The sequence below is a fragment of the Achromobacter spanius genome, assembly GCF_002966795.1.
GTDB classification, from domain to species: domain Bacteria; phylum Pseudomonadota; class Gammaproteobacteria; order Burkholderiales; family Burkholderiaceae_B; genus Achromobacter; species Achromobacter spanius_D.
In genome coordinates this window covers 1797848-1814417 of record NZ_CP023270.1, presented here as the reverse complement: position 1 = coordinate 1814417, position 16570 = coordinate 1797848, and the positions used below count along the sequence as shown (strand labels likewise).

At 63.2% G+C, this 16570-nt stretch carries 15 protein-coding genes; 6 read left to right on the top strand and 9 right to left on the bottom strand.

Annotation, left to right across the window (positions count from 1 at the left end; genetic code table 11):
* Positions 1-77 precede the first annotated feature (77 nt).
* Positions 78-1538 carry a metalloprotease TldD gene (tldD, locus tag CLM73_RS08140; protein ID WP_105238023.1) on the bottom strand — a complete coding sequence of 487 codons (1461 nt, stop codon included), beginning with the start codon at positions 1536-1538 and terminating at the stop codon, positions 78-80.
* Positions 1539-2286: 748 nt separating this feature from the next.
* Between tldD and CLM73_RS08135 the strand changes: the two genes are divergently transcribed.
* On the top strand, positions 2287-2670 hold the full coding sequence (locus CLM73_RS08135; RefSeq protein WP_056567295.1) for an H-NS family nucleoid-associated regulatory protein: 384 nt from the start codon (positions 2287-2289) through the stop codon (positions 2668-2670).
* A gap of 89 nt (positions 2671-2759) precedes the next feature.
* Here CLM73_RS08135 and CLM73_RS08130 read toward each other — a convergent pair whose 3' ends face one another.
* Positions 2760-3395 (bottom strand): DUF4136 domain-containing protein, encoded by a 636-nt coding sequence (locus tag CLM73_RS08130; protein ID WP_105241423.1) that lies wholly within the window; start codon positions 3393-3395, stop codon positions 2760-2762.
* Positions 3396-3545: 150 nt separating this feature from the next.
* On the opposite strand from CLM73_RS08130, the gene pepN reads away from it, so the two are divergent.
* Complete coding sequence (pepN, locus tag CLM73_RS08125; protein ID WP_105238022.1) at positions 3546-6251, top strand: aminopeptidase N; 2706 nt, start codon at positions 3546-3548, stop codon at positions 6249-6251.
* A gap of 10 nt (positions 6252-6261) precedes the next feature.
* Complete coding sequence (locus tag CLM73_RS08120) at positions 6262-7281, top strand: class 1 fructose-bisphosphatase (RefSeq protein ID WP_105238021.1); 1020 nt, start codon at positions 6262-6264, stop codon at positions 7279-7281.
* 89 nt (positions 7282-7370) lie between these two features.
* On the opposite strand, the gene CLM73_RS08115 is transcribed toward CLM73_RS08120, so the two are convergent.
* The 4 genes from CLM73_RS08115 to alaC form a co-directional block, all read right to left on the bottom strand.
* The gene (locus CLM73_RS08115) at positions 7371-7592 is read right to left on the bottom strand and encodes a YgdI/YgdR family lipoprotein (RefSeq protein WP_056567306.1); all 222 of its coding nucleotides are present in this window, start codon (positions 7590-7592) and stop codon (positions 7371-7373) included.
* A gap of 178 nt (positions 7593-7770) precedes the next feature.
* The gene (gene thrC, locus CLM73_RS08110) at positions 7771-9180 is read right to left on the bottom strand and encodes a threonine synthase (RefSeq protein WP_105238020.1); all 1410 of its coding nucleotides are present in this window, start codon (positions 9178-9180) and stop codon (positions 7771-7773) included.
* Between the two features lie 51 nt (positions 9181-9231).
* Positions 9232-10536, bottom strand: coding sequence for a homoserine dehydrogenase (locus tag CLM73_RS08105; RefSeq protein ID WP_105238019.1), 1305 nt, complete (start codon positions 10534-10536; stop codon positions 9232-9234).
* Between the two features lie 168 nt (positions 10537-10704).
* A complete protein-coding gene (gene alaC, locus CLM73_RS08100) occupies positions 10705-11892 on the bottom strand; it encodes an alanine transaminase (RefSeq protein ID WP_056567313.1) in 1188 nt (395 codons plus the stop codon).
* A 235-nt stretch (positions 11893-12127) separates the two neighbouring features.
* Between alaC and CLM73_RS08095 the strand changes: the two genes are divergently transcribed.
* Genes CLM73_RS08095 through CLM73_RS08085 form a run of 3 tightly spaced genes read left to right on the top strand, consistent with a single transcriptional unit; the run spans position 12128 to position 14809 of the window.
* Positions 12128-12589: an Mth938-like domain-containing protein gene (locus tag CLM73_RS08095; protein ID WP_056567314.1), complete on the top strand. Its 462-nt coding sequence runs from the start codon at positions 12128-12130 to the stop codon at positions 12587-12589.
* Positions 12586-13050 (top strand): peroxiredoxin, encoded by a 465-nt coding sequence (locus tag CLM73_RS08090; protein ID WP_056567320.1) that lies wholly within the window; start codon positions 12586-12588, stop codon positions 13048-13050. The genes CLM73_RS08095 and CLM73_RS08090 overlap by 4 nt, the downstream gene beginning before the upstream one ends.
* Positions 13051-13105: 55 nt before the next feature.
* On the top strand, positions 13106-14809 hold the full coding sequence (locus CLM73_RS08085) for a PhoH family protein (protein WP_105238018.1): 1704 nt from the start codon (positions 13106-13108) through the stop codon (positions 14807-14809).
* A gap of 72 nt (positions 14810-14881) precedes the next feature.
* Here the strand turns inward: CLM73_RS08085 and CLM73_RS08080 are convergent, their stop codons facing one another.
* The 3 genes from CLM73_RS08080 to ppa form a co-directional block, all read right to left on the bottom strand.
* Positions 14882-15013 carry an entericidin A/B family lipoprotein gene (locus CLM73_RS08080; RefSeq protein ID WP_056567326.1) on the bottom strand — a complete coding sequence of 44 codons (132 nt, stop codon included), beginning with the start codon at positions 15011-15013 and terminating at the stop codon, positions 14882-14884.
* Between the two features lie 38 nt (positions 15014-15051).
* A complete protein-coding gene (locus tag CLM73_RS08075) occupies positions 15052-15747 on the bottom strand; it encodes a fumarylacetoacetate hydrolase family protein (protein ID WP_063952861.1) in 696 nt (231 codons plus the stop codon).
* 284 nt (positions 15748-16031) lie between these two features.
* Entirely contained in the window at positions 16032-16562 is a 531-nt protein-coding gene (gene ppa, locus CLM73_RS08070) for an inorganic diphosphatase (RefSeq protein ID WP_056567332.1), read from the bottom strand.
* Between the last annotated feature and the right edge of the window lie 8 nt (positions 16563-16570).

Sequence of the window (16570 nt, the reverse complement as noted above, 5' to 3'; positions counted from 1 at the left end):
CATGGGGACCGACTCTAGCACAGTTTTTTGAGGGCGTCACGCCGGATTTTTGCCGCGTGCCGCCCCCATTTATCTCGTCAGGCCGTGCCGCCGACTGTCAGGCCTTCCATGCGGACCGTCGGCATGCCCACGCCGACGGGCACGCTCTGGCCGTCCTTGCCGCAGGTGCCCACACCCGAGTCGAGCTGCAGATCGTTGCCGATCATGGTGACGCGGTTCATCGCGTCGGGGCCATTACCGATCAGCGTGGCGCCCTTGACCGGATACGTGACCTTGCCGTCTTCGATCATGTAGGCCTCGGAAGCCGAGAACACGAACTTGCCGTTGGTGATGTCGACCTGACCGCCGCCGAAATTGACGGCATAGAGGCCGCGTTTGACCGAGGCCACGATTTCGTCGGCGGGCTTGTCGCCGGCCAGCATGTACGTGTTGGTCATGCGCGGCATGGGCAGGTGCGCGAAGGACTCACGGCGGCCGTTGCCGGTGGCGGCGGTCTTCATCAGACGGGCGTTCAGCGTGTCCTGCATGTAGCCGCGCAGGATGCCGTCTTCGATCAGGACATTGCGCTGGGTGGCATTGCCTTCGTCGTCGATGTTGAGCGAGCCGCGGCGATCCGGAATCGTGCCGTCGTCGATCACGGTGACGCCCTTGGACGCCACGCGCTCGCCGATGCGGCCGGAAAACACGCTGGATCCCTTGCGATTGAAGTCGCCTTCCAGACCGTGACCCACCGCTTCGTGCAGCAGAATGCCCGGCCAGCCCGAACCCAGGACAACCGTCATTTCGCCGGCCGGCGCCGGACGCGCCTCAAGGTTGACCATGGCTTCGTGCACCGCGCGCTCGACATAGCCCTGCAGCATCTCGTCGGTGAAGTAGGCCAGGCCCAGCCGTCCGCCGCCGCCCGCATGACCCATCTCGCGCCGGCCATTGCGTTCGGCGATCACGGTAAGCGACAGGCGCACCAGCGGGCGCACGTCGGCGGCAAGACGGCCATCGCTACCCGCGACCAGCACCACGTCATATTCCGCGCCCAGGCCGGCCATGACCTGGATCACATGGGGATCGCGCGCCCGCGCCATGCGCTCGATGCGCTCGAGCAACGCGACCTTTTCAGGCGCGCTGAGGCTGGCCACGGGGTCGATGTCCGCATAAAGGCTGCGGCCGATCTCGGCCTCGACGTGGGCCGCGACCTTGACCTTGCCGGCGCCGCGGCGCGCGATGCCGCGCACGGCGTGCGCCGACGACAGCAACGCCTCGGGCGACAGGGAATCCGAATAGGCGAATGCCGTCTTTTCGCCACTGACGGCGCGCACACCCACGCCCTGGCTGATGGAGAAACTGCCCGTCTTGACGATCCCTTCTTCAAGGCTCCAGCCTTCGCTGCGCGTGTACTGGAAGTACAGGTCGGCGTAATCGACCTTGTGGGTGAAGATTTCACCCAGTGCCCGCGCCATGTCCGCTTCGGTCAGACCCCAGGGGTCGAGCAGAAGGGATTTGGCGGTGGCCAGGGAAGCAATGGCGGGGTCAATGATTTTCATAGGCTCAGTTCAGGAACGGCACCGTGGCCGCGCACGCGCGTGATGGCGCTCAAGACCGTATCGTACCGCCGACACGGGCCCGGCGTCGCGGCCCCCGCCAAAAGTCACGGCACGCCGCGGTGGCAAATGGGCACGCCACGCGGGACAAAATGGTCTCGGATTATCTCGCCCATATAGATGGGGGCGGCATACTGCGTATCAAGTTAAGTACCAAGTTAAGCAATTACGCTCAAGCTGAATAGCCTGCCTGGCGATTTCGATCTTGTCGTACGACCTGACAACAAAATGAAATCCGGGGGACGGAACACCGTTGTTTTGGGGGCATACCACCGCAAGGGGGGCACAAAGCCATAATGTATAACGCGTGCGATCGCGACAAATTCAGCACGCATCGAGCGCTCGGTGATTGACGCGAGACATGCGCTGATAGTTCCCTTCGCATGGCTGCACGCTGCCGGTTTGGCCAGCCGTCACGCCGTTTCCGCGGTTGTCCGACAATCAGCGGTTTCAAGCCAAACCCGTAAGCCAAGCAGGCGCTTGTTTCAGTTTGTCCCAAATTTAAGATATTGCTTCCTATGTTGTGAAAATTGCGGTGACCCGCAAGCGATAAGCCTTCCGGCCCTTTTGATACAAAGTAATTAGTCTGAGAATGGCGATACCCGGACTCAAATTCTGTATTATGCGAGGCACAACAAATAAACATAACTTCGCCGGCGATTAAAGCAGTTCCATAATCAGGAATAAAACCATGGCCCGAGAAACCTACGCAGCTCTGCAAGCAAAGATCGAAAAGGAAATCAACAAGCTCCAAAAGAAGGCGGAAGTCCTCCAGACGAAGCGCCGCAAGCCGGTGATCACGTCCATCATCACCTCGATGCGCGAGTACGACATTACGCCCGAAGAAATCATCGCCGCGTATGGCGCCGGCAAGCCTGCCCGCGCTGCCACGGGTGGCCGCCGCAAGGCCAGCGCCCCCGCCCGCGCAGGCGGCGCCGCCAAGCGCGCAGTGGCGCCCAAGTACCGCCACCCGCAAACTGGCGAAACCTGGAGCGGCCGCGGCAAGGCGCCGCGCTGGCTCGCGGCCGAAGAGGCCGGCGGCGCCACCCGCGAGAGTTTTCTTATCAAGGAATAAAACCTATTCCTCAGTAAGAAATAAAAACGGCGCACCATCATGGTGCGCCGTTTTTGTTTTAGGCAGGCGCCTCAGGGCGCCTCGCCGATTCAACGCGCGGGGAATTGAATCTCGCGTTCAGCGCCATTATTGCCGGGGAAATTGTCGAATATGGCCCGCACCAGATAGGGCATGGTGCGAATCAAATCGTCGCGCTCGCTCAATATGAAGGCGGTCGAACGGTAAACCTCGGCGCCGCCCTGCTGGGTATCGCGAATGAAGAGCGACAGCGAATTTCGCTGCACCACCATGGGTACGTCGACCCAGTCCGGCCCCCAGAATCCCGCCCCCATGCCCCAGGGCCCCGGCCCGTAAAAACCGCCATAGCCGCCATAGAAATACGGGTCGTACGGACGGCGCACCATCACCTGAGTCTGCGTGCTGCCATAACGGAACGACACCTCGAAGCGGCCCTTCACGCCCTGTCGCGCCTCGACCAGGCCCGTGGCGCCGATACCTGCACGCACCATATCCTGGAAGGACTGATATTCCAGATTATTGATTTGCGACGGATCGGCGGGAACAAACTGATAGGTCTGTCCTTCGACTGCCGCCGGCCATTGCTGAAACGACGTCACGCGCGCCGAGACGGTCGGCGCGGCGCAGCCCGTCAACGTCATCGCCCCCAGCACGGCAAAAATACCGGCCCACCGGCCTAGACTGCTGAACCAAGACGACCTGGACATTTGCGACTCCTCTGTGCGCGACGGCGCCATCATAACGAGCTTTGACATAAGCGCTTGCCAAAAGTTTTCAGGCTAGCCCGTAAGCCCAAGGTTCCGCTCACCGGCCAGCCACTACAATAGCCTTCTTGTTCATACAGGACTGCAAATCCCATGCGCACCGACACGCCCGTTACCGTTTACCGCAAGGATTACCAGCCCTACCCCTACGAAATTCCCGAAGTCGCCCTCGCCTTCGACCTCGCGCCCGACGCGACCGAAGTGCGCTGCACGATGCACGTGCAGCGCAGGCCTGAAGCCAGCGCCGACGCCGCCCTGATCCTGGATGGAGAAGAGTTGGAACTCGTGTCGGTAGGCGTGAATGGCGAACCCCTGCCCGCCGCCAGCTACCAGCTGTCCGAACACACGCTCACGCTGCGCGACCTGCCCGCCGACGCCACCGTTGAAATCGTCAGCCGCTGCAAGCCGTCCGCCAATTCCACGCTGATGGGTTTGTATGTGTCAGGCGGCAATTTCTTCACGCAATGCGAGGCTGAGGGATTCCGGCGCATTACCTGGTTTGCCGACCGTCCCGACGTCATGTCGCGTTATCGCGTGACGCTGCGCGCCCAGCCCTACTATCCCGTGCTGCTCTCCAACGGCAACCTGATCGCCTCGCGCCAGTTGCCCGACGGGCGCAACGAGGTCGAATGGGAAGATCCATTTCCCAAGCCCTGCTATCTGTTCGCACTGGTGGCGGGCAACCTCACGCATCGTGAAACCACGGTCAAGACCGTCAGCGGCCGCGATGTGCTGCTGCAGGTGTATAGCGACCCGGGTTCCGAAACCAAGACAGAATGGGCGCTGGATTCGCTGGTGCGTTCGCTGCGCTGGGATGAAACCCGCTTCGGGCTCGAACTGGATCTGGACCGCTTCATGATCGTCGCCGTCCATGACTTCAATATGGGAGCCATGGAAAACAAAGGCCTGAATATCTTCAACGCGGCCTACGTGCTGGCCGATCCGCAGACGGCCACCGACGCGAACTACGAAGGTATCGAATCTGTCATCGGGCATGAATACTTTCATAACTGGACCGGCAACCGCGTCACCTGCCGTGACTGGTTCCAACTGAGCCTGAAGGAAGGCCTGACGGTTTTCCGCGATCAGGAATTCAGCGCCGACATGATGGCGCGCGATATGGATGCCGCAGCTGCCGCCAGCGCGCGCGCCGTCAAGCGCATCGACGATGTCGTGGCGCTGCGCGCCGCGCAGTTCCCTGAAGACGCGGGCCCCATGGCGCATCCGATCCGTCCGGAAAGCTACCAGGAGATCGGCAACTTCTACACGGCCACCGTGTACGAGAAAGGCGCCGAGGTCATCCGCATGCAGCACACGCTGCTGGGCGAGGCAGGTTTTCGCGCGGGCATGGACGAATATTTCCGCCGCCACGACGGCCAGGCCGTCACGTGCGACGATTTTGTTGCTGCCATGGAATCCGTCTACGTCAGCCAACACCCCGGCCGCGACCTGTCGGTGTTTCGCCGCTGGTATCGGCAGGCCGGCACGCCGCGCGTTGCGGTCCGGCTCGATCACGACGCTGCCGCACGCCGTTGCACCGTGACGCTGACCCAGTCCTGCCCGCCCGTCGGCGTCGAAAAGAAGGCCGGCCCGGACTACGTGAAAGCGCCCTTCCACATTCCCTTTGCGATCGGCCTGCTGGACCGCGATGGCAATGCGCTGCCGTTGCGCCTTGACGGCGCCGTCGTGGACACCGCCCTGCTGGAACTGACCACGCAAAGCCAGCAATGGGTGTTCGAGGATATCGCCGAACCGCCCGTGCCTTCGCTGCTACGCGACTTTTCCGCGCCGGTCATCGTGGACTACGACTGGTCCAACGAAGAACTGGCGCTGCTGTCCGCGCACGACGGCAATCCGTTCGCGCGCTGGGAAGCCGGCCAGGAATTGGCCACCCGCCAGATCCTTGCGCTGGCCGATGCCCGCCAGGCGGGCCGCACGCTGCACGCGGACGCTGCCTTCATCGACGCCTGGCGCGCGTTGCTCACCGATCCCGCACTGGACGCCGCCTATCGTGCGCGCGCCCTGGCCCTGCCTTCGGAAAAGACGCTCGCCGAACGCATGCAGCAGGTGGATCCGCCCGCACTGGCCGTGGCGCGAGATTTCCTGCGCGCCGAACTGGGGCGGCAACTTCAGGCCGAATTCCGCCGCGCCTTCGACGAGAACCAGACGCCGGGCGAATACAGCCCCGCCCCGATTCCGGCCGGCATGCGCGCCCTGAAGAATCTGGCGCTCAGCCACCTGATGGCCGCCGGCGAACCCGAGGCCCAGCGCCTGGCCGAACAGCAATATGCCAACGCCGGTAACATGACCGATAGCATGGCCGCGCTGACCGCTCTGATCAATTTTGGACAAGGCGACTTCCCGCAGCAGGCGCTGGCCGCTTTCTACACGAAATGGAGCGCCAATCCGCTGGTGGTGGACAAGTGGTTCGCGCTGCAGGCGGCTGCCCGCTCCACGACCGTGCAGACCGCACGCGAGCTGATGAAGCACCCAGCCTTCACGCTGCGCAACCCCAATCGCGCCCGCGCGCTCATTTTCCAGTTCTGCCTCAACAATGCCCGCGGCATGCACCATCCGGATGGATCGGGCTATGCCTTCTGGGCCGAGCAGGTGCTGGCGCTGGACGCCCTGAATCCGGAAATTGCCGCGCGTCTGGCGCGTGCGCTGGACAACTGGTCGCGCTTCGTCCCCACGCTGCGCGCACCCATGCAGGCCGCGCTTGAAAAAGTGCGCCAGCACGACGGCCTGTCGCGCAACGTGCAGGAAATCGTATCCAAGGCTTTAGAATTCGCCGCATAGGGAGATCCTTTTGAAACGTAAAACACTCACTCAATACCTGGTGGAGCAGCAGCGCTCCGCCCAAGCCCTGGCGCCGGAAGTCCGGCTGCTCATCGAAGTGGTGGCGCGCGCCTGCAAGGCGATCAGCCATGCGGTCAGCAAGGGCGCGCTGGGCGGCGTGCTCGGCAGCCTGGAAAGCGAAAACGTCCAGGGCGAAGTCCAGAAGAAACTGGACGTGCTGTCCAACGAGATCCTGCTGGAAGCCAACGAATGGGGCGGCCATCTGGCGGCCATGGCCTCGGAAGAGATGGAAACCATCCATCTGATCCCGAACCGCTACCCCAAGGGCGAATACCTGCTGCTGTTCGATCCCCTGGATGGCTCGTCGAACATCGACGTGAACGTCTCCATCGGCACCATCTTCTCGGTGCTGCACGCGCCGCACGATGTGTCGGGCGCCCCCGTCTGCGAAGACGACTTCCTGCAGCCGGGCAACAAGCAGGTGGTGGCCGGCTATGCCGTCTACGGTCCGCAGACGATGCTGGTGCTGACCATCGGCAACGGCGTCGTGGGCTTCACGCTGGATCGCGAAATGGGTTCATGGGTGCTCACGCACGAGAACATCCGCGTGCCGGAAGACACCAAGGAATTCGCGATCAACATGTCGAACATGCGGCACTGGGCCCCGCCGGTCAAGCGCTACATCGACGACTGCCTCGCCGGCTCCACCGGCCCGTTGGGCAAGGATTTCAACATGCGCTGGATCGCCTCGATGGTGGCGGACGTGCATCGCATCCTGACCCGCGGCGGCATCTTCATGTACCCGTGGGATGCGCGCGAACCCGGCAAGGCCGGCAAGCTGCGCCTGATGTACGAAGCCAATCCCATGAGCTTCCTGATCGAACAGGCGGGCGGCGCGGCCATCAACGGCACCGAGCGCATCCTGGACATTCAGCCTGAAAAGCTGCATCAGCGCGTGAGCGTGATTCTGGGTTCGAAGAACGAAGTCGAACGCGTGGGCCGCTACCACGCCGAGGACGCGGGCAAGTAAACCGCGCCCGTACGCTGCGCAACAATGCAAAAGCCCCGGTCATTGGCCGGGGCTTTTGCCTGGTGCAGACGGTAAGGGGTCAGGCTGACTTACTTGACCTCTTCGATCGACTTCACGTCGTCCTTGTTGATCTGCACCTTCTTGCCGTTCTGTTCGTATTCATACATGCCCGACTTCTTGTCGTATTCGGGCTCGTCGGGCGCTACGGTCGAAGATCCGTCGCGTTGGTTGATAACCGAGGGCGACGAGCATCCGGCAAGCACTCCAACTCCGGTCATCACCAGGGCCAACGTCATGGTCTTCAGGTTCATGGTCGTGTTCTCCGAGTGTTGAATAGGTGATTTCACTCTATCCGAATCGCTCCCCGAAATCGTGTCGGGTTGTGGGCAAAATGCTTAAGAACGTAATCGGCCCCGACCCCAATAAACAAAAACCCCTCGCAAGGCACGCCTGCGAGGGGTTGCAACCGTATACAAGCGGCAAGCGTGCTTACACCTTGGCGTTCGCCTCGATGAAACGGCGTACGGACGCTTCGCTGCAGTCCATGACCTCGACGCGCTGCGGCAGCGATTCCAGATCCGCGAGGTTGCCGGGCGGCGTTGCGGGACGGCCGAGCGCTTCCTCGATGGTTTCGGAGAACTTGGCCGGCAGCGCCGTTTCCAGCACGAGCATGGGGACACCCGGCTCGACGAATTCGCGCGCGACCTTCACGCCGTCAGCCGTGTGCGGGTCGACCAGCACGCCGGTGGCGTCATACAAGGCGCGGATCGTCGCCAGACGGTCCATATGCGAGCTGGCGCCCGACACGAAGCCATAACGCGACTCGAACTGGTCCTTCATGTCGGACAGGTCGAACGCGCCATCGCGCGGCAGCGCCGTCCACAGGGCCTTCACGCGATCGGAATCGCGGCCCACCAGATCGAACACGAAGCGCTCGAAGTTGGAGGCGCGCGAGATATCCATCGACGGGCTGGACGTGGCGTAGGTCTGCTCGGCGGGACGCGGACGATAGATGCCGGTGCGGAAGAATTCTTCCAGCACGTTGTTCTCGTTCGTGGCCAGCACGAGACGGCGGATCGGCAGCCCCATCCGGCGCGCGATGTGGCCCGACAGGATGTTGCCGAAGTTGCCCGACGGCACGGCAAACGACACTTCCTGACCGGCGCGTTCGGTGGCGCGCAGCCAGCCGTGGAAGTAGTAGACGACCTGGGCGGCGATGCGCGCCCAGTTGATCGAGTTCACGGCGCCAAGGCGATACCGGTTCTTGAAATCCAGGTCGCCGGCCAGCGATTTGACGATGTCCTGCGCCTGGTCGAACACGCCGCGCACGGCGATGTTGTGGATGTTCTCGTCTTGCAGCGAATACATCTGCGCGCGCTGGAAGGCGCTCATGCGGCCGTGCGGCGACAGCATGAACACCGCCACGCCCTTCTTGCCGCGCAGCGCGTATTCCGCCGCCGAGCCCGTGTCGCCGGAGGTGGCGCCCACGATGTTCAGCGTGGTGCCGCGCTTTTCCAGCACGTATTCAAAGACCTGGCCGAGGAACTGCATGGCCATGTCCTTGAACGCCAGCGTCGGACCTTCCGACAGGCCCAGCAACGACAGCCCGCCATCCAGCGGACGCAGCGGAACGATGTCCTCGCTGTTGAAGATTTGCGGCGTGTAGGCGGCGCGGGTCAGGCGGCGCAGGTCGTCCGCGGGAATGTCCGTGGCGAACAGCGACAGCACTTCGAAGGCCAGGTCGGCATACGACAGGCCGCGCCAGGATTCCAGCGTTTCAGCGGAAACCTGCGGCAGCGTCTGCGGCACGGCCAGCCCACCGTCGGGCGCCAGGCCTTCCAGCAGGATGTCCGAGAATTCCAGCGGGGCCATGCCGCCGCGCGTCGAGATGTATTTCATATCAATGGCTCCACGATGGGCCGGACTCCCTTGCGAGGGAGCCGGGCTTCATCAGGTCAGGTTCTCCACGCGCAGACGCGTCACCTTGGAACGCACGAACGGCAGCGATTCGATGCGCTCGATGGCCTGGTTGACGTTGCCTTCCACGGCCTCGTGCGTCAGGAAGATGATGTCGGCGCCACCGATGTGCGACGGCTGCTGGATCATCGAACCGATGGAAATGCCGCGGTCCGCCAGGATGCGGGCGATGTCCGCCAGCACGCCGGGCTGATCGTCGACGCGCAGCCGCAGATAGTAGGACGTGCTGACCTGTTCGATCGGCAGGATCGGGGTATCCGACATGGCGTCCGGCTGGAAGGCCAGATGCGGCACGCGGTTGCCCGGATCGGCGGTGTGAAGGCGCGTCACGTCGACGAGATCCGCCACGACGGCCGAGGCGGTGGGCTCTTCGCCCGCGCCCTGCCCGTAATACAGCGTGGGGCCGACGGCGTCGCCCTTGACCAGCACCGCGTTCATCGCGCCTTCGACATTGGCCAGCAGGCGTTCGGATGGCACCAGCGCCGGATGCACGCGCAGCTCGATGCCATCGGGACGGCGCTTGGTGATGCCCAGCAGCTTGATGCGGTAGCCCAGGCGCTCGGCATGCTCGATGTCTTCGGCAGCCAATTGCGAAATGCCTTCTATGTGGGCGCGATCGAATTGCACCGGCACGCCAAATGCCAGCGAGGCCAGCAGCGTCAGCTTGTGCGCGGCGTCCACGCCTTCCACGTCGAACGTGGGATCGGCTTCGGCGTAACCGAGGCGCTGGGCTTCGGCCAGCACGTCGGCAAACGGCAGGCCGCGCGTGCGCATTTCGGACAGGATGAAATTGGTGGTGCCGTTGATGATGCCGGCCACCCACTGGATGCGATTGGCGGTCAGGCCTTCGCGGATCGCCTTGATGATCGGGATGCCACCGGCGACGGCGGCCTCGAAGTTCACCATCACGCCGCGTTCGGACGCGGCGGCGAAGATCTCGTTGCCATGCTTGGCCAGCAGGGCCTTGTTCGCCGTGACGACATGCTTGCCGTTGGCGATGGCTTCAAGCACCAGCTCGCGGGCCAGCGTGTCGCCGCCGATCAGTTCGACGACGATGTCGATTTCAGGATCGCGCACCAGCGCGCGCACATCGGTGTCGACCAGGATGGAATCGCCCACGCGGGCGCGCGCCTTTTCCACATCGCGCACGGCGGCGCGGACGACTTCAATGCGGCGGCCGGCGCGGCGCGCGATTTCTTCGGCGTTGCGGGACAGCACGGTCCACGTGCCGCCGCCCACCACGCCAAGACCAAGCAGGCCCACCTTCATGGGGTTCATCGCGCCGCCCTCTGCGGGTGGGCGTTGAGGGGAATTCATTTCACTTCTCCATAATCCTGTGCATGAAGCTGGTGCCACCCGATCGCGATGCCGCGGATCCGGCTCCGCCGGTCCGCAGGCATGCCCCTAGAGGGGGAAGCGCGCAGCGCTGCGGGGGTGGGCGTCAAATCACTTCAGCAATCCGTCCTTGCGGAACATATCTTTGATGCCGCGCACCGCCTGGCGGGTGCGCTGCTCGTTTTCGATAAGAGCGAAGCGCACGTATTCGTCGCCATACTCGCCGAAGCCGATCCCGGGGGACACGGCCACTTTCGCATCCGACAGGACACGCTTGGCAAATTCCAAAGAGCCCATCGCCCGGTAGGGTTCGGGGATCTGCGCCCAGATGTACATGGACGCCTTGGGAATTTCCACATTCCAACCTGCTTCATGCAGGCCGCGCACGAGCACGTCGCGGCGGCTTTGATACTGCGCCACGATTTCGTTCACGCAGTCCTGCGGACCGTCCAGCGCGGCGATGGACGCCACCTGGATCGGCGTGAACGTGCCGTAGTCGTGATAGCTCTTGATGCGCGCCAGCGCGTTCACGAGTTCGCGGTTGCCGACCATGTAGCCGATGCGCCAGCCCGCCATGTTGTAGCTCTTGCTCATCGTGAAGAACTCGACGGCGACATCGCGCGCGCCGGGCACCTGCATGATGGACGGCGCCACATAGCCGTCGAACGTGATGTCGGCATAGGCCAGGTCATGCACCACGAGGATGTCGTGTTCCTTGGCCAGCGCGACCACGCGCTCGAAGAACGACAGGTCGACGCACTGCGCGGTCGGGTTGCTGGGAAAGCCCAGCACCATCATCTTGGGCTTTGGGATGGATTCGCGCACGGCGCGTTCCAGTTCCTCGAAGAAGTCCACGCCCGGCGTCATGCGCACGGAACGGATGTTGGCGCCGGCGATGACGGCGCCGTAGATGTGGATCGGGTAGCTGGGATTGGGCACCAGCACGGTGTCGCCGCGGTCCAGCGTGGCCAGCATCAGGTGGGCCAGGCCTTCCTTGGAGCCGATGGTGACGATGGCTTCGGAGTCCGGATCGAACTCGACCGCGTAGCGGCGCTGGTACCAGTCACAGATCGCCTTGCGCAGACGCGGGATGCCCTTGGACACCGAATAGCCGTGAGTGGTGGGACGGCTAGTTGCCTCGACCATCTTGTCGACGATGTGCTTCGGAGTCGCCCCATCCGGATTGCCCATCGACATGTCGATGATGTCTTCGCCACGCCGACGCGCCGCCATCTTGAGCTCGCCGGTAATGTTGAAAACGTACGGGGGCAAACGCTCAATGCGAGAGAACTTCCTCATGATGGGAATCCTTAGGGGCGAAAAGGCAAAAAAGACCAGGGCGCGGTCGCGCGAAGGGGAAAGGGGCTTAGAACCGCGCCAGCACACGATTGCAGCGCAGCAAAACCCTGTAATCTAGCGCAACGACGCCTGGGCGGCAAATGGGGCAAAAAAAGCCTCTTTTCCCCCGTGGATACGTTGCAACATGCGCCGTGTCCGATGCGCTATTATCAAGCACGTATAGCCGGAGTTTTTATTGAAGCTGCATACCGATCCTGCGACGGCCGCTCTTAACACTGTCACCGCCTACGGCGACGGTTATATCGAGGTCAACCAGGTACGTTTTTCCTCCTCGGTCGCTTTTGGCCCCGAAGGCGAAGTGACCATCTGGCCCGTTGAGTCGCCGGCCGACATTACCTCCTCCCTCTTGCTCCAGGCAGCCGGATTGTCCGAGCCCGCCCGCAACCCCCTGGATTTTCTGGATGCCCCGGAAGCCGCGCCCAGCCGGCCGGCCAACGCGCCCGAAGTCCTGCTGGTGGGCACCGGCGGCAAGCAACAGTTCCTGCGCCCTGAAGTATTACGTCCCCTTTTGGCCGTAGGCATTGGCGTGGAAACGATGGATACCCACGCCGCCTCGCGCACCTACAACATCCTGATGGCTGAGGGACGGCGCGTGGTCGTCGCCCTCATCCCGCCCAATGGAGCATCCAGTCAATGACGCCGAGCATAGGCAAACCCGCCCCGCTGTTCACCGCCGAAAGCACGATAGGCCCCATCAGCCTTGAACAGTGCCAGGGACGGGCTGTCATCCTGTATTTCTATCCCAAGGACAACACGCCCGGCTGCACCACCGAAAGCCAGGATTTCCGCGATCTGCACGGCGACTTCCTGTCGGCCAGCGCGATCGTGATCGGCATCTCGCGCGACTCGCTGAAGTCGCACGAGAATTTCAAGGCCAAGTACGAGCTTCCTTTCCCTCTCATCTCCGACGCCGACGAAACCGTCTGCAATCTGTTCGGTGTCATCAAGCAGAAGAACATGTATGGAAAGCAGGTGCGCGGCATCGAACGCAGCACCTTCTTGATCGACGCCTATGGCGTGCTGGTGCAGGAGTGGCGCGGGGTGAAGGTCCCGAACCACGCAAAGGAAGTCCTGCAAGCCGCCAAGAGCATCGGTTAGCCGCACAGGAAACCCGTCAGGCGCTATAGCCGGCCCAAACAGGAGAGTGACGCATATGCCGCTTCCGAAGTTGCCTACCCGCCCCGCAGCCATCCTGACCTTCCCCTCGGGCGAATCCGCCCGGGCGCAGGCCCGCACGACCAAGACTGCCGCTGCGCGGTCCAACACCCAGGCCGCCCTCGCCGAAGACGAGGACGAGCTGCTGGTCCAGCCAGAACTTGAAGGCCTGGCAACCCCGGCGCGCAAGGCCCACACGCCGTCCCCGGTCCACGAGGCCCCGCCGCCCGCCGCGCCCGCTCCCGCCGCCCGCGCCCCCGCGCGCCAGGCCAAGGCCACGCCCGCACCGGCCAAGCGCGGCAAGGCCCGCGCCGAGAACGCCCCGCGCAAGCTGTTCGTGCTCGACACGAACGTGCTGCTGCACGACCCCAGCTCGCTGTTCCGCTTTGAAGAACACGACATCTTCCTGCCGATGATGACGCTGGAAGAACTGGACCACCAGAAAAAGGGCATGTCCGAAGTGGCGCGCAACGCGCGTCAAGTCAGCCGTTCGCTGGACGCGCTGGTGCAGGACGCCACGCACCTGGAAGAAGGGCTGGAGCTGGCCAAGCTGGGCAACAAGGACGCCACCGGCCGCCTGATGTTCCAGACGACCGCCATCCACAGCACCCTGCCCTCGGACCTGCCGATGGGCAAGGCCGACAACCAGATCCTGGGCGTGGTGCGCGCCCTGCAGGAAAAATACCCGCAACGCGAGGTCGTGCTGGTGTCCAAGGACATCAACATGCGCCTGAAGGCGCGCGCGCTGGGCATGGCCGCCGAAGACTACTTCAACGACCACGTCCTTGAAGACTCGGACCTGATGTACTCGGGCGTGATGCAATTGCCCGAAGACTTCTGGAACAAGCACGGCAAGGATGTCGAATCCTGGCAACAGGGCGGCACCACCTTCTACCGCATCCACGGCCCGCTGTGTTCGCAGTTCGTCGTGAACCAGTTCGTCTACTTCGAAGGCCAGATGCCGCTGTACGCGCAAGTGCGCGAAGTCAGCGGCAAGATGGCGGTGCTGGCCACCCTGCGCGACTACACCCACGGCAAGAACAATGTCTGGGGCATCACGGCGCGCAACCGCGAGCAGAACTTCGCCATGAACCTGCTGATGAACCCGGAATGCGATTTCGTGTCGCTGCTGGGCCAGGCCGGCACGGGCAAGACGCTGCTGGCATTGGCGGCGGGCATCACGCAGGTGCTGGAAACCAAGCGCTACACCGAGATCATCATGACGCGCGTCACGGTGCCTGTCGGCGAAGACATCGGTTTCCTGCCCGGCACCGAAGAGGAAAAAATGCTGCCCTGGATGGGCGCGCTGGAAGACAACCTCGACGTGCTGAACATGGGCGAAGGCGAAGGTAACGGGGACTGGGGCCGCGCGGCCACCATGGACCTGATCCGCTCGCGCATCAAGGTGAAGTCCCTGAACTTCATGCGCGGCCGCACCTTCCTGAACAAGTACCTCATCATCGACGAAGCGCAGAACCTGACGCCTAAGCAGATGAAGACGCTGGTGACCCGCGCGGGCCCCGGCACCAAGGTGATCTGCCTGGGCAACGTCGCCCAGATCGACACCCCCTACCTGACCGAAGGCAGCTCCGGCCTGACGTTCGTGGTCGACCGCTTCAAGGGCTGGCCGCACTCCGGCCATGTCACGTTGCAGCGCGGCGAACGTTCGCGTCTGGCCGACTACGCGGGCGACGTGCTGTAAAACGTTTTCTGCGCCGCCAGCAAAAAGCCCCTTGATTGCTCAAGGGGCTTTTTTTTCACTGCCGCGCGCCGATTATTTGTCGGCTGCGTTGGTGATGGCATTACCTGCCCGGGACACATCCTTGCCCATGCCGGCAACGGTATTGCAACCGGCCAGCACGAAGCCGAATACGACAAAGGCAGTCAGCACAAACTTGCCGCGCATGCTTTAACTCCAAAATGAAAAAATGAAAGCGCCGGTGCTCAGGCGATCTGCACGCGCAGTTCGCCCAGGCCTTCGACGCCGCCAGTGATCACGTCACCCTGGCGCACGGCGCCCACGCCTTCCGGCGTGCCGGTGAAGATGATGTCGCCGGGCTGCAGTTCAAACAGGCCCGACAGATACGAAATGCTTTCCGGAATATTCCACAGCATCTGGGAAATGTCGCTGGATTGCTTGCGCTCGCCGTTGACGTCCAGCCAGATGGCGCCCTTGTCGAGCGTGCCCACCACGCTGCGCGGGTGGATGGGACCCAGCGGCGCCGACTGGTCGAACGCCTTGCCGATTTCCCACGGACGGCCCTGCTTCTTCATTTCGCCTTGCAGGTCACGGCGGGTCATGTCCAGACCCAGCGCATAGCCCCACACGCATTCGTTGGCCTGCTCCACGGGGATGTCACGGCCGCCCTTGCCCAGCACCACGACCAACTCCATTTCGTAATGCAGGTTGGACGTCTTGGGCGGGTACGGCATCTTGCCGGTTTCGCCGTCGGCCACGAACAGCACCGCGTCGGCGGGCTTGCAGAAGAAGAACGGATCTTCACGGCCGGTGAAACCCATTTCCTTGGCATGCTCGGCGTAATTGCGGCCGACGCAATACACGCGGCGCACGGGGAACAGCGCGGCGCTGCCGGCAACGGGAACCGCGACGGGCGGCTGGGGAGGCAAAACGTAGTCCATGAGCTATCAACCTATGACAAATACGTGACCGGAAAAACCGGAAAAAATATTACCCCGACGCGCGCGCTTGGCATGCCCTGTGACCCCGCGATGGGGCGCTGTTGTTGTTGGGCGGCCGGGCGTTTGAAAAAGCACTCGCGAGTGTAGCCCTTTCTGCGGTCAATGCGAGGACCGGATGGATCGGGCGCCCACAACACAACGGCGCGGCGGCGACTGGCCACTGCCGTCGCGGCCGCGCCGCTGCAAGGCGCCAGCCGGCGTGTGCCGGCTAGCTTATGGCCCGATCAGCCCTTGGTGTAGCGCTCGGCGCTGCGCACGATTTCCTCGTGTGCGGCGTCCACGCCCTTCCAGCCCTTGACCTTGACCCACTTGCCCTTTTCCAGATCCTTGTAGTGCTCGAAGAAGTGCTGGATGCGGGAAACGTCTTCCGCCGGCAGATCTTCATAGGACTTGATGTTGCGGTACGGGGGGTACAGCTTTTCGATCGGCACGGCCAGCAGCTTGGCGTCGCCACCCGATTCGTCGTCCATTTCCAGCACGCCGATGGCGCGGCAGCGCACGACGGCGCCGATCTGGATCGGGAACGGCGTCAGGACCAGCACGTCGGCGGGGTCGCCGTCTTCGGACAGGGTCTGGGGGATGTAGCCGTAGTTGCACGGGTAGTGCATGGCCGTCAGCATGAAGCGGTCAACGAAGATCGCACCGGAATCCTTGTCGACCTCGTACTTCACCGGGTCGGCGTTCATGGGGATTTCGATGATGACGTTGAAGTCTTCCGGCAGCTTCTTGCCAGGGGAGACGCGATCAAGACTCATGGTTCAAC